8 protein-coding genes and 1 tRNA gene are annotated in these 12,437 nt (G+C 66.8%); 8 read left to right on the plus strand and 1 reads right to left on the minus strand.

The window, feature by feature from the left end; all coding sequences use genetic code 11:
* Nucleotides 1-79: 79 nt before the first annotated feature.
* The 5 genes from BLS55_RS12300 to BLS55_RS05785 all read left to right on the plus strand — a co-directional run bounded on the left by BLS55_RS12300 (nucleotide 80) and on the right by BLS55_RS05785 (nucleotide 7,229).
* On the plus strand, nucleotides 80-478 hold the full coding sequence (locus BLS55_RS12300) for a hypothetical protein (RefSeq protein ID WP_257243148.1): 399 nt from the start codon (nucleotides 80-82) through the stop codon (nucleotides 476-478).
* Nucleotides 479-693: 215 nt separating this feature from the next.
* The gene (locus tag BLS55_RS05770) at nucleotides 694-1,971 is read left to right on the plus strand and encodes an adenylosuccinate synthase (RefSeq protein WP_092153415.1); all 1,278 of its coding nucleotides are present in this window, start codon (nucleotides 694-696) and stop codon (nucleotides 1,969-1,971) included.
* A gap of 18 nt (nucleotides 1,972-1,989) precedes the next feature.
* On the plus strand, nucleotides 1,990-2,895 hold the full coding sequence (locus BLS55_RS05775) for a DNA polymerase III subunit delta' (protein WP_092153416.1): 906 nt from the start codon (nucleotides 1,990-1,992) through the stop codon (nucleotides 2,893-2,895).
* Nucleotides 2,896-3,039: 144 nt separating this feature from the next.
* Nucleotides 3,040-6,168, plus strand: coding sequence for a transporter substrate-binding domain-containing diguanylate cyclase (locus BLS55_RS05780; protein ID WP_092153417.1), 3,129 nt, complete (start codon nucleotides 3,040-3,042; stop codon nucleotides 6,166-6,168).
* A 5-nt stretch (nucleotides 6,169-6,173) separates the two neighbouring features.
* A complete protein-coding gene (locus tag BLS55_RS05785; RefSeq protein WP_092153418.1) occupies nucleotides 6,174-7,229 on the plus strand; it encodes an asparaginase in 1,056 nt (351 codons plus the stop codon).
* 247 nt (nucleotides 7,230-7,476) lie between these two features.
* Here the strand turns inward: BLS55_RS05785 and BLS55_RS05790 are convergent.
* Nucleotides 7,477-7,563 (minus strand) — tRNA-Leu (locus tag BLS55_RS05790).
* Nucleotides 7,564-7,938: 375 nt separating this feature from the next.
* Here BLS55_RS05790 and ilvD point away from each other — a divergent pair.
* The 3 genes from ilvD (at nucleotide 7,939) to larA (ending at nucleotide 12,214) form a co-directional block, all read left to right on the plus strand.
* Nucleotides 7,939-9,624, plus strand: a complete 1,686-nt coding sequence (gene ilvD / locus BLS55_RS05795; RefSeq protein ID WP_092153419.1) for a dihydroxy-acid dehydratase — start codon at nucleotides 7,939-7,941, stop codon at nucleotides 9,622-9,624.
* 193 nt (nucleotides 9,625-9,817) lie between these two features.
* A complete protein-coding gene (locus tag BLS55_RS05800; RefSeq protein WP_092153461.1) occupies nucleotides 9,818-10,765 on the plus strand; it encodes an AEC family transporter in 948 nt (315 codons plus the stop codon).
* 150 nt (nucleotides 10,766-10,915) lie between these two features.
* Nucleotides 10,916-12,214 carry a lactate racemase domain-containing protein gene (larA, locus tag BLS55_RS05805; protein ID WP_092153420.1) on the plus strand — a complete coding sequence of 433 codons (1,299 nt, stop codon included), beginning with the start codon at nucleotides 10,916-10,918 and terminating at the stop codon, nucleotides 12,212-12,214.
* Nucleotides 12,215-12,437 lie beyond the last annotated feature (223 nt).

Genomic DNA, 12,437 nt, shown 5'->3' on the forward strand with positions numbered 1-12,437 from the left:
CCCGGGCGCGAAGGGCGACGGCCCCGCGTTGACGCGGCGGCCCCGGCGACATACACTGCAAGGCCCTACAGGAGGAACCATGGAAAAGCTGCTGGCCCGGCTTGCCCGGCAACTGGACGCCATCGACGAGGCTTCACTCATGTCGCTCTGGAGCAAATACGCCACCCTGACCAGCCGCTTTGAACCCACCAAGCGCTGGGAAGAAGCCGCGCTGATCTTCTCGCTCATCCAGGCCAAGCGCTGGAAAAATCAGCTTTTCAACTACTATTGGGCCCGCCAGAGCCAGGCCCCGGAAGCGCCCTTGCCCGGCGCAGCCCCCCTGCTGCCCGATTTTGACCTTCAGGAGCCCCCGGCCCCGACCCCCAGCCACTGCCGCGTGCTGACCTTCCGCCCTTCCCGCCAGGACGAGGACCAGGAGGACGACGCAGACTCCGATCCGCTGCCGCCGGATCCCGATCCCCGCACCCCGCCGCTGTAGCCCGCGCTGAAGGCCCCGCCGCAGCGACGGCGCCGGGCGCCGACGCCCTGCGCAAATCTTTGCGCCGCGCAGGCATTTGACTTGCCGACACATCCGGGATAGGTATCCTCAAAGGCTTTGCGTCCCGTTTTCGGGCCGTCGCGCCACCCCGGACGTGGACGCGGTTTTTTACCATCCGCCGCCCTTTTTGCGCGGCCTTTCAGGCAGGGAGAACCATGGCGAATACGGTCATCATCGGCGCCCAGTGGGGCGACGAGGGCAAGGGCAAAATTGTGGACATGCTGAGCGCCCAAAGTCGCGCCATCGTGCGCTTCCAGGGCGGCAACAACGCTGGCCACACCATCAAAGTGGGGGGGGAGGAAACCATCCTCCACCTCATCCCTTCCGGCATTCTGCACACGGACAAAATCTGCCTCATCGGCAACGGCGTTGTGCTGGACCCCCATGTTTTCCTTGAAGAAGTGGACCACCTTGCCGCCCGCGGCGTGGACGTGAGCCCCGCGCGCCTCGGCATCAGCAAAAAAACCCACCTCATCCTGCCCTACCACAAAAGCCTGGATCAGGCCCGCGAAGTCCGCCGCGCCGGCCACAAAATCGGCACCACGGGCCGGGGCATCGGCCCCTGTTATGAAGACAAAGCCGCCCGCGTGGGCCTGCGCGCGGGCGACCTTGCCGCGCCCGACCTGGTGCGCGCCAAGGTGGCCCACGCCCTGCAGGAAAAAAACGTCCTGCTGCGCGAGCTTTACAAATTTGAGCCGCTCAATCCCGACGCCGTGGCCGAAGGCCTGCTGGCCCTGGCCCCGCGTCTTATCCCCTACCTCACGGATGTGGAGGCCCGCCTCCAGGAAGTGCAGCGCCAGGGCGGCGACATCCTGTTTGAAGGCGCGCAGGGCACCCATCTGGATATTGACCACGGCACCTACCCCTTTGTGACCTCTTCCAACACCGTGGCCGGCAACGCCGCCGCGGGCGCGGGCACGGCCCCCTCGGCCCTGACGCGCGTGGTGGGCATCGTCAAGGCCTACACCACCAGGGTGGGTTCCGGCCCCTTCCCCACCGAGCTGCTGGACGATACGGGCAGCTACCTGCGCACCCAGGGGCACGAATTCGGCGCCACCACGGGCCGCCCGCGCCGCTGCGGCTGGCTGGATGCGGTGGTCCTGCGCGAAAGCGTGCGCCTCAACGGCCTGACGGACATCGCCTTGACCAAACTGGACGTGCTGCAGAACCTGCCCGCGCTCCAGATCTGCGTGGCTTACGAATACGAAGGCCGCCGCCTGGACTATCCGCCGCAGGAAGAAGGCGCTCTTGCGCGGGTGACGCCCGTTTATGAAGAAATGCCGGGCTTTGAGGAAGACATCGCCGCCTGTGCCGCCTTTGACGAGCTGCCCCCTCCGGTGCGGGCCTATGTGGAGCGCATCGAAGCCCTCACGGGCGTGCGGGTGAGCCTGATCTCCGTGGGCGCGGACCGGCGGCAGACCATCGTGCGCTGAGCGCGGGCCTGGGTCGGTATGGATGCGCTCCTGCCCGCGGTGGCCTCCCCGGCCTTTGACGCCTTCAAGGGCATGCTGCGCCGTCTGGCCGCCGCCCCGCCGCAGGTGCTGCTGCTGGAGGGCGGCAGCGCGGCCCAGCGCCGGGAAATGGCGCTCTATTGGGCCATGTGCTGCAACTGCCCCCAGGCCCTGACCGCAGGCGCGCCCTGCCTGACCTGCCCCACATGCCGCCAGCTGGCCGACGGCGAACACCTGGACCTGGCCGCCTACGACGGCGGCATCAGCAATCGGGAAGACGCGGAAAACCCCGGCCAGGTGCGCGCCTTCACCATGGAAAACGTCCGCCTGCTGCGCCGACGTCTGCGCGACGCCCCCCACGGCCCGGGCCGGCGGGTCGTCCTGCTCATGGGCCTGGGACAAACCAGGGACGAGGCCGCCAACGCCCTGCTCAAGGCCCTGGAAGAGCCCCTGGAAACCACGGTCTTCGTCCTTCTGGCCCCCCAGCGGGAACAACTGCTGCCCACTCTGGTTTCCCGCGCGTTCTGCCTTACGCTTCCCTGGCAGCCGGATACGGCAACCGAAGCCGCCCTGGCCCCCTGGGAAGCCGCCCTGGCCGTCTTTCTGGAAACCGGGCAGGGCTTTCTGGAGCGCGCCGCGGCCAAAGGCGCGCTGGACGCGGCAGGCGCGGACGCCCTGCTTCTGGCCTGCCAGAAAGCCATGGGCCGCATCCTGGCGGCGCGCCCCGGGCCGGAGCGCCCGCTGGACGCGGCCTTCGCGCCGCTGGACGCAGCCGCCCGCGCCGCAGCCTGCCGCTGGTTTGCCGAAGCGCAGGAGGCCCTGCGCTACGGGGTTGCCCCCGCGCGCGTTCTGGAGGCCCTGGCCGCCCGCCTTTTTGTGCTGCGGCGGCAAGGCCGCGCAGCCTGAACGGCACAGTTTTTGGACCCGTGCCCTGCACGCGGCCGTCCCTCCGCACGGGGCCGCACGCCGCAGGGCGGGCAGGCGAACCGATTTTCGCCGCCCGGACGGCGTCTTTGCGCACCGCAACGTCTACCGCCACGAAGGCCGCCTATGCACCGGCACTGCTTGCTTCTGCTCCTCGCCGTCCTGGTCTTGCTGGCCGAGCCCTTGCCCGTCGCGGCTCAGGAAGCGCGCGTGGTGCGGGTCGGCGTTTTTCCCCTGCCCGGCTTCAACCACATTGGAGAGGGCACGGTCTCCGGCTACAACATGGACTACCTGGAGCAGGTGGCCCTGTCCGCCGGCTGGATCCTCACGCCCGTCGTCCTGGACAACTGGACCGACGCTCTGCGGGCCCTGGATCAAGGGCGCATCGACTTGCTAGGCCCCGCCCTGCACACCCCGGACCGGGAAAAGCGCTACCTCTTCTGCCGCTACCCCAGCGGCACCGCCTTCACGGCCCTGGTCACCCTGCGCGACAAGACGGCGCTTACTTACGAAGACTTCGCCGCCTTTGAAAACCTGCGCATCGGCACGGCGCAATCCCCCTTCTGGCAGCAGAACTTTGCAGCCTATGCCCGACGCAAGGCCTTCACCCCCCCGCCCCTGCTGATTTTCAACGATATGGCCGACGCCCGCATCGCCATGCGCGCCGGCAAGGTGGACGCCATCCTGGGCAACGCCTTCAACCTGCTGGACGACGAAAAGCTGCTGGCAAAATACGATCCCGCGCCTTTCTACTACATCACCACCAGGCAGAACCAGGGCCTCATGGCCGAGCTGAACCAGGCCGTGGCCCAGCTCAAACTGGAACGGCCCAACCTGGAAAACCGCCTGGCCCGCACCTACCTGGCCCGCAGCTACCAGACGCCCCTGAACCGGGAAGAGCTGGACTGCATTGCCACCATGCCCCCCCTGCGCGTAGGCTACAACCCTGACCGCAAGCCCCTGTCCTGGCGCGACCCCGCCACGGGCGAAGCCCGCGGCATCCTGCCGGATATCGTGCGCCTGGCAGGCCGCCGCAGCGGCCTGCGCTTTACTTTTGTGCCCCTTACGGACAAAAAAAAAGAACTTGAAGAATACTTCGCCGCCGACGCCATGGATCTGGCCGCGGGCCTTATGTACCAGAATCCGCTCGGCCAGCTTACGACGCAGCGCCTTTCCGCCCCATTGCTGCGCAGCAGCCTGCACCTCTATGTGCGCCGGGGCAAGGCCCTTACCCCGGACAAAAAATTTACCCTGGCCCTGCTGGAAGGCTGGCGCGGCGGCGGCCGTTATGTGCGCGCCGCCTTCCCCAAAGCCGAAATACGGCAGTACCCCACTGCCGAAGACTGCCTGGACGCTGTGGTCTACGGCAAAGCCGACGCCCTGCTCTACACGTCCCTGGAAGTCACCTGCCTGCTCACCAAGCCGCGTTACAAGGACATCACCTTTCTCACGGAATACCAGGATCACGAAGACGACCGCCTGGCCCTGAGCCCGGCCATGCCGCCGCTGCTGCTCTCCATCCTCAATAAAACCCTGGCCGACCTGGACGAGCGCGAAAAAAGCCAGATCATCTCCGACAACGTCTCCTCCATTGTCGCGCCCTTGTCTCTGGCGGATATGCTCTACGAGCACCGCGCCGCCCTGCTGCTGACGGTGGAGCTGGTGCTTTTTCTGACGGCCTTTGCCGCCTACGCCATGTACCTGCGGCGGCGTTCGCGCCGGGCCGCGCAGGAAAGCGAACGCCGCCTGACCACCCTGGCGGCCAACATCAACGGCGGCGTCCTCAGCCTGCTGGCGGACCCCCCGCTGCACATCGCCCAGGCCAACATGGGCTTCTGGCGGCTTTTGGGCTACGACGCGCGCCCCAAGGAAGACGCCCTCACCGCCTGGCTGCACGCCGAGGACGCGGACAAGCTGCGCGCGGCCATGCACAACAAAGCCGCAACTCTGAGCCTGGAGCTGCGCCTGCACCACAGCGACCAGACCTGGCTGCCCGTCCTGCTGCGCGGCACGCCCGCCCACGAGGACGACGGCCCGTTCCCCGTCTTCCACTGCGTGGTGGTGGACATCACCGAACAGAAAAACATGCAGGAGGAACTGGAGCAGGAAAAGGAACGCTACCGCATCCTGGTGGAACAATCTCAGGACATTATCTTTGACGTGGATACGGAAAAACGTCAGTTCCAGTGCTCCCCCAACTTCTTCGCCAAATTCGGCCGGGAAGCCACGCCGCTGTTCAACGGCGGCGGCCGGCCCCGCAACGGCCAGGTGGTCCACCCCGAGGACAGGCCAGCCCTGCTGGAGCTGCGCCGACGGGTCTACGCCGGAGAACACACCGTCTTCAGCGTCGTGCGCATCCCCACAGCGGAAGGGCGCTACATCTGGTGTCGCATCCAGGTCACCCGCATCAGCAAGGAAGGCGCGCCCCTGCGCATGATCGGCAAGATAGTGGACATCGACGAAGAAGTCCGCCGCCGGGCGGAGCTGGAGCGCCGCTCCCAGCGCGACAGCCTCACCGATCTCTACAACAAAACCGCTTTCAGAGAACAGGTGCGCGCCTGCATGCCCGCACGCCCTGAGGGCGACCGCACGGACGCCCTCATGTTCCTGGATCTGGACAACTTCAAGGAACTCAACGATACCCTGGGGCATGTGGTGGGCGATATGGCCCTGGTGGACACGGCCGAAGCCCTCCGCCGCACTTTCCGCACCGTGGACGTCATGGGCCGCTTTGGCGGGGACGAATTCTGCATTTTTCTGCAGGGCATCACCAGGGAGGTGCTGCAGGCCAGGGCCGAAGCCGTACTGGCCGCCCTGCGCCTCTCCTACACCCGCGAGGGCCAGAAGGTGGACATTACCGCCAGCATCGGCGTCTACCTCTTCACCGGCGACGAAAGCAGCTACGAGGAAGCCCTGCAACGGGCGGACGCCGCCCTCTACTACGCCAAGGAAGCCGGGAAAAACCGCTACACCTTCTTTGACGACGTGGCGGACTTTGAAAACCTCACCTCCGGCTTCCACGCCTTTTTCCCGGACACGCCCGCCGAAAGCGCCCCCACGCCCGCGCAGGAGGCCCCGGCCGCCGCGCCCCCACTGCAGAAAACAGCTCCGCGCCGCCGCGCTCCCGTTGAGCCCGCCGCAGCGCCGTCGGATGCCGCTCCGGCCGCCGCGCCCGGCCCGGACGACGCCAAGGCCCCCGCCGCCCCCGAAGAACCCGCAGCGCGCCCAACGCCCCCCGCCGAGCAGGAGCCCTGATCCGCATGTCCCCCCGCTATTCTTCCGTCCCCTCCGTCCCTGTCCGGGCCGCAGCCCTGCCCCAGGTGGCCCTCCTGGCCACGGGTGGCACCATCGCCGGCGTGGCCGCCTCTCCTCTGGAGCAGATCGACTACGCCGCCGGCGTTCTGGGCGTGGAGCGCATGCTGGAAAGCCTGCCCGGCATCGAAGGCGTGGCGCGCATCCTCCGCCGCCAGTGCGCCAACCTGCCCAGCGAAAACTGCACCCCCACGCACTGGGCCCTGCTGGCCAGGGGCTGCGCAGAAGCCCTGGCAGACCCGGAAACCTGCGGCGTCGTGCTCACCCACGGCACGGACACCCTGGAAGAATCCGCCTTTTACCTTTACCTGACCCTGCCGCCCGCCAAGCCTGTGGTCCTCACCGGGGCCATGCGCCCGGCCACCTCCCTCAGCGCCGACGGCCCCATCAACATCCGCGACGCCGTGGCCGTGGCCGCCAGCCCCGCAGCCCGGAACCGGGGCGCACTGCTGGTTATGAACGGCCGCATCCTCTCCGCCCGCACCGCCGTCAAGGTGGCCACCGTGGACGTGGAGGCCTTTGCCGCCCCGGAATCCGGCGGCCTGGGCAGAACCGTCAACGGCCAGCCCCTGTTCTTCGCCGACAGCGGCGGGGCCGCCCCTCTGGCCGGGGCCTACGCCGCCCTGGCCGGAGAGCCCGCCCTGCCGCGCGTGGACGTGCTCTACGCCTGCGCCGGCATGGCCGCGGATCTCGCCCGCTACAGCGCGGAACACGCCCAGGGCCTGGTCCTGGCCGGCATGGGCAACGGCTCCATGCCCGCAGAGGTGCGCGACCTCCTGCGCCAGGCCGCCGCGCGCGGTCTGGTCGTGGTCCGCGCCAGCCGCACCGGCGCGGGCCCCGTCACCCCCCTGCCGGACTACGCGCCCTTCATCCCCGCCGGCATGCTCTCCCCGGCCAAAGCCCGCGTCCTGCTCATGCTCTCCCTGGCCGCCGCGGCCACCCTGCCCCCAGACCAGCGCCAGGCCGCCGCAGCCGCCGCCTTTGCCCAGGGCGGCAGGCTGTAGCCAGGGCAGGCGCAACGCCAGTGCAATAATTTGTGGCGGCATAACTCCCGCCATGAAGCTCGCACAGGTTTCTTAGGCTCTACTTGTAAGTGCTCATAAAAATAGGATGATTACCAAAGCCCCTGCCCCGGTCTTTGGTGTAGACCCCCTTACCGCTTCAGCGGCCCGCATGAGATTCGCCGTAACAAAAAAAGCAAAGTCCCGTAAGGCGTTAAAGACCTTACGGGACTTTGCTTGGATTTCTTGATGGTGCCGAAGGGGAGACTCGAACTCCCACCCCGTTGCCAGGACTAGACCCTGAACCTAGCGTGTCTACCAATTCCACCACTTCGGCGCGAGGAATCTTCTACGTCAACAAGCCCGGCTTGGCAAGCAATTTTTTGCAGCTTGCTGAAAAATCTTCTCCCCGGCCGGGGGGCTGCCGGCGGCCCTGCACCGCCACGGATTCTGACGCGGGCCCTGCGCCGTTGCAGAGCCGCTGGCGGAAAAAGGGCCGTTGCGCGGAAAGGTTGCGCTGGACGGCGGCGTGGGGGCAACGCCGGGCCGCCCGTTATGGCAGGCAGGCCGCGGTTTTCCGGTTCCGGGGCGGGGCGGCCCCGCCCCGGCGGGCCGTGTTTACGGCCGGGGCGTTTTGGCGTAAGCAAAAGACCTTGCCCTTGTGCGCGATCGTGCCGGGGATTTTTTGTTCTTTACCCACAAGGATGCCGCCATGGATGCTACAGCGCGCAGTAAAAAGATGAAGTCCGGCCTGGAAAAGGCCCCCCACCGCTCCCTGCTCTACGCCCTGGGCCTGACCAGGGAAGAAATGGACCGCCCCCTGGTGGGCGTGGTTAACGCCGCCAACGAGGTGGTGCCGGGGCACATGCACCTCAATACCCTGGCCGATGCGGTCAAGGCCGGGGTGCGCCTGGCCGGGGGCACGCCCCTGCAGTTTCCGGCCATCGCCGTCTGCGACGGCCTGGCCATGAACCACGAGGGCATGCGCTTCTCCCTGCCCTCGCGCGAGTTCATCGCCGATTCCATTGAGATCATGGCCCGCGCCCACGCCTTCGACGCCCTGGTCTTTATCCCCAACTGCGACAAGTGCGTGCCCGGCATGCTCATGGCCATGATGCGCCTGAACATCCCCTCGGTGCTGGTTTCCGGCGGGCCCATGCTGCCCGGCGACATCGGCCCGCACCAGCGCGGCGACCTCATCACCGTGTTTGAGGCCGTGGGCAAGGTGCGCAGCGGGGCCATGACTGAAGAAGACCTGGAGCGCCTTACCGAACGCGCCTGTCCCGGCTGCGGGGCCTGCGCGGGCATGTTCACGGCCAATTCCATGAACTGCCTTTCCGAGACCATCGGCGTGGCCCTGCCCGGCAACGGCACCATCCCGGCCGTGAGCGGCGCGCGCATCCGCCTGGCCAAGACGGCGGGCATGCGCGTTATGGACATGCTGGAGCGCAACATCCGCCCGCGCGACATCGTTACCCCGGACGCCGTGGCCAATGCCGTGGCCGTGGACATGGCCCTGGGCTGCTCCACCAACACGGTGCTGCACCTGCCCGCCGTGTTCGGCGAAGCCGGCCTCAACCTGGGCCTGGAAATCTTTGACGCGGTAAGCCGCAAGAGCCCCAACCTCTGCAAGCTCTCCCCGGCGGGCAAATATTTTATGGTGGATCTGGACAATGCCGGCGGCATCCCGGCCGTCATGACCGAGCTGGACAAGCTCGGCCTGATCCACAAAGACTGCATGACCGTCACGGGCAAGACCGTGGGCGAAAACCTCACGGACCTCAAGGCCCGCGTGCTGGATCCGGAAGTCATCCACAGCGTGGACAACCCCTATTCCAAACAGGGCGGCATCGCCATCCTGCGCGGCAGCCTGGCCCCCGGCGGGGCGGTGGTCAAGCAGTCCGCCGTGGCGCCCGAAATGATGTGCCGCGATGTGCGCGCCCGCGTGTTTGAAAACGAAGAAGACGCCATGCGCGCCATCCTGGACGGCAAAATCAAGGCCGGGGATGCGGTGGTCATCCGCTATGAAGGCCCGCGCGGCGGCCCGGGCATGCGCGAAATGCTCTCCCCCACGGCGGCCATCACCGGCATGGGCCTGGGCAAGGACGTGGCCCTGCTCACGGACGGGCGCTTCTCCGGCGGCACCAACGGCGCGGCCATCGGGCACATCTCGCCCGAAGCGGCGGACGGCGGCGTCATCGCCCTGGTGCAGGAAGGGGACGTGATCCATATTGATATCCCCAACCGCAAGCTGGACCTGCTGGTCAGCCCTGAAGAGCTGGAACAGCGTCGGGCCGCTTTTACCCCGCACAAGAAGGACTGCCCCTACCCTGTGCTGCGGCGCTACGCGGCCCTGGTGAGCTCGGCGGCCAACGGCGGACGGTACAAAGAGATCTGACCCGCAGACACCGCGGGACAATCGCTCCCACGGCCAAGATACGGCCGCAACTGCCATAGCTGGCACACCCAGAGAAAAGTTTTTGAAGGAGAGGGGGGCGTGAGGGAAGGGGAAACTTTTGTCCGCAAAAGTTTCCCCTTCCCCGCACAAAAGCCCTCTTCTCCCCATCGCACAAGCCTGTTTTGGGGGCTGCATGGTTTTTCTGCATGCGTTGAGCGGCGTTTTCGGGCTCATCATCATGGGGCTGGTGGGGTATGTGCTGGCGGCCAGGGGCTGGTTCGGCGCGGAGACGCGCATTCTGCTGCCGCGGCTGGTGACCTGCGTGGCCCTGCCGCCTTTTCTCATGTACACCATCATGCACTCCTTTGCGCGGGAGGCCCTGCCGGGGCTGGCGCGGGGCGCGCTGCTGCCGCTGGCCTCCATTGCGGTCACCTTTGGGCTGGCCTGCGGGCTGGGCAGGCTGTTGCGGGTGCCGCACAAGCACTTTGGCCTGTTCTGCGCCAGCATTTCCAACCCCAACACGGTGTTTGTGGGCATACCCGTCAACCTGGCCCTGTTCGGAGAGGCGGCCCTGCCCTACGCCCTGGTTTACTACTGCGCGGGCACGGTATTTTTCTGGACCATCGGGCAGTACGCCGTGGTGCACGATCAGGAAGGCGCCAAGGGGCCGCTTTCGGCGCGCACCCTGCTGCTGCAGATTTTTTCGCCGCCGCTGCTGGGTTTTTTGCTGGGGGTGGCCCTGACCCTCTGCGGGGTGGCCCTGCCCACGCCCGTGCAGGACGCGGCCCGTTATCTGGGCGGACTGACCACCCCGCTGGCCCTGATTTTCATCGGCATCAGCATTTATGACATCGGGCTCAAAGGCCTGCGCCTGGAGCGCGACCTGACGGCCGTGCTGCTGGGCCGCCTGGTAGGCGGGCCGCTGGTGATGCTGGCCTTCCTGCAGATTTTCCCCGTGCCGCCTTTGATGGGCAAGGTGTTCATGATCCAGTCCGCCCTGCCGGTCATGATGCAGGCGGCCATTCTGAGCGCCCACTACCATACGGACGCCCGGTTCGGCGCGCTGGCCGTAACCCTTTCCACGCTCCTTTCCGTGGTGACCATTCCTCTGTACATGACCCTGCTGGAAATCCTGCTGTAGGCGCGCCGCAAGGGCTGTTCACAAACCCGGCGAAGGGCGGTACAAGGGCTCCAGGCCGCGGATGATTGTGCGGCCGAACAGCCCGGTCCCCCACCGGGCGGCTTTGCGCGGCGCTGCCGCGTGCAACTCTGAACCCGTGGGGCAACGACCATGAGCCGGCATCTGATGCAGTATGGCGACCAGGAATTTACCGTTAACCTTGACGAAAAAGACATCCTCTGCGAGCTGGAGCCCAATGCCGTGTCCCTGCCCAGGCGCACGGCCCGCGAGCATGTGGCCTACGCCCTGGACCATCCCATCGGCTCTCCCCGTCTGGAAGAAATCGTCAAGCCCGGCCAGACCGTCTGCATTGTGGCGCCGGACGCCACACGCCTGTGGCAGTCGCCCCACATCTATATCCCGGCCGTGGTGGAACGCCTCAACGCCGCCGGCGTAACCGACGACCACATCCGCATCCTCACGGCCACGGGCTCGCACCGCGCCATGTCCCGCGAGGAGCACATGGCCATTGTTTCGGAAGAGATTTATAAGCGCATCCAGGTGGTGGATCACGTTTGCACGGACAGCAAAAACATGGTCAAGGCCGGCGTAACCTCCCACGGCACAGAGGTCTGGTTTAACCGCGCGGCCATGGAGAGCGACCACATTGTGCTCACGGGCGGGGTGGTCTACCACTTTCTGGCGGGCTACGGCGGCGGGCCCAAGTACATGCTGCCCGGCATCGCCAGCTACGAGACCATCCAGCAGCACCACAACCTGGCCCTTAACAAGGGCTTCGGCAGCGGCAGCAACCCCGCCGTGCGCAGCGCCAACCTGGGGCGGGACAACATCTTCCATACGGATCTGGAAGAAGCCGCCCTGCTGGCCCGTCCCAGCTTCCTGCTCAACGTGGTGGTGGACGACGAGCACAACATCATCAAGGCCGTGGCCGGGGATATGGTCAAGGCCCACCGCGAAGCCTGCGCCCTGGTGGACGCCATTGACGGCGTGGCCGTGGCCCAACGCGCGCCCCTGGTCATCGCCAGCGCGGGCGGCGCGCCCAAGGACATCAACTTCTACCAGACCATCAAAACCCTGGCCAACGCTCTGGCCGTGGCGGCCGAAGGCGGCTCCATCATCCTGCTTTCGGCCTGCACCGAAGGCTTCGGCAGCAAGGATACGGAACACCAGATCTGCGATTTCGAGACCATGGAAGCGCGCGAAAAAGACCTGCGCGCCCACTTCTCCATCGGCAGTTATGTGGGCTTTCTGTTTGCTGAATCGGCGGAAAAGCACAACCTCATCATGGTCTGCGCCATGCCGGAAGCGGCCTTTGCCAAAACCAGCATCCACGTGACCCGCACCCTGGACGAGGCTCTGGCCCTGGCCCGCAGGCTGCACAAGGGCGACGCCCCCTTGCGCGCCGCCCTGCTGCCCCACGGGGCCAACACCCTGCCCAAGCTGGCCTGAAGCCGCCGCCCGCGAACGGTGCAAAGGCCGGGTCCCTCCCCGCACAGGGGGAGGGCCCGGCCTTATTTTTGGCGCGCGCTGCTTTGCAGCGTGGTTAGAGGCGAAGGAAAGGCCTTCCCCGCTCTAACAAGAACAGTTGCTATCTTGTCAGCGGGCCTGAAATGGCGTAGGCTGCTTTGCGTATCCGCAGGCCGCTTTTCCCGCTGCAAGCCGCGCGGCCGCG

The sequence above is a fragment of the Desulfovibrio legallii genome (assembly GCF_900102485.1).
Lineage (GTDB): Bacteria > Desulfobacterota > Desulfovibrionia > Desulfovibrionales > Desulfovibrionaceae > Desulfovibrio > Desulfovibrio legallii_A.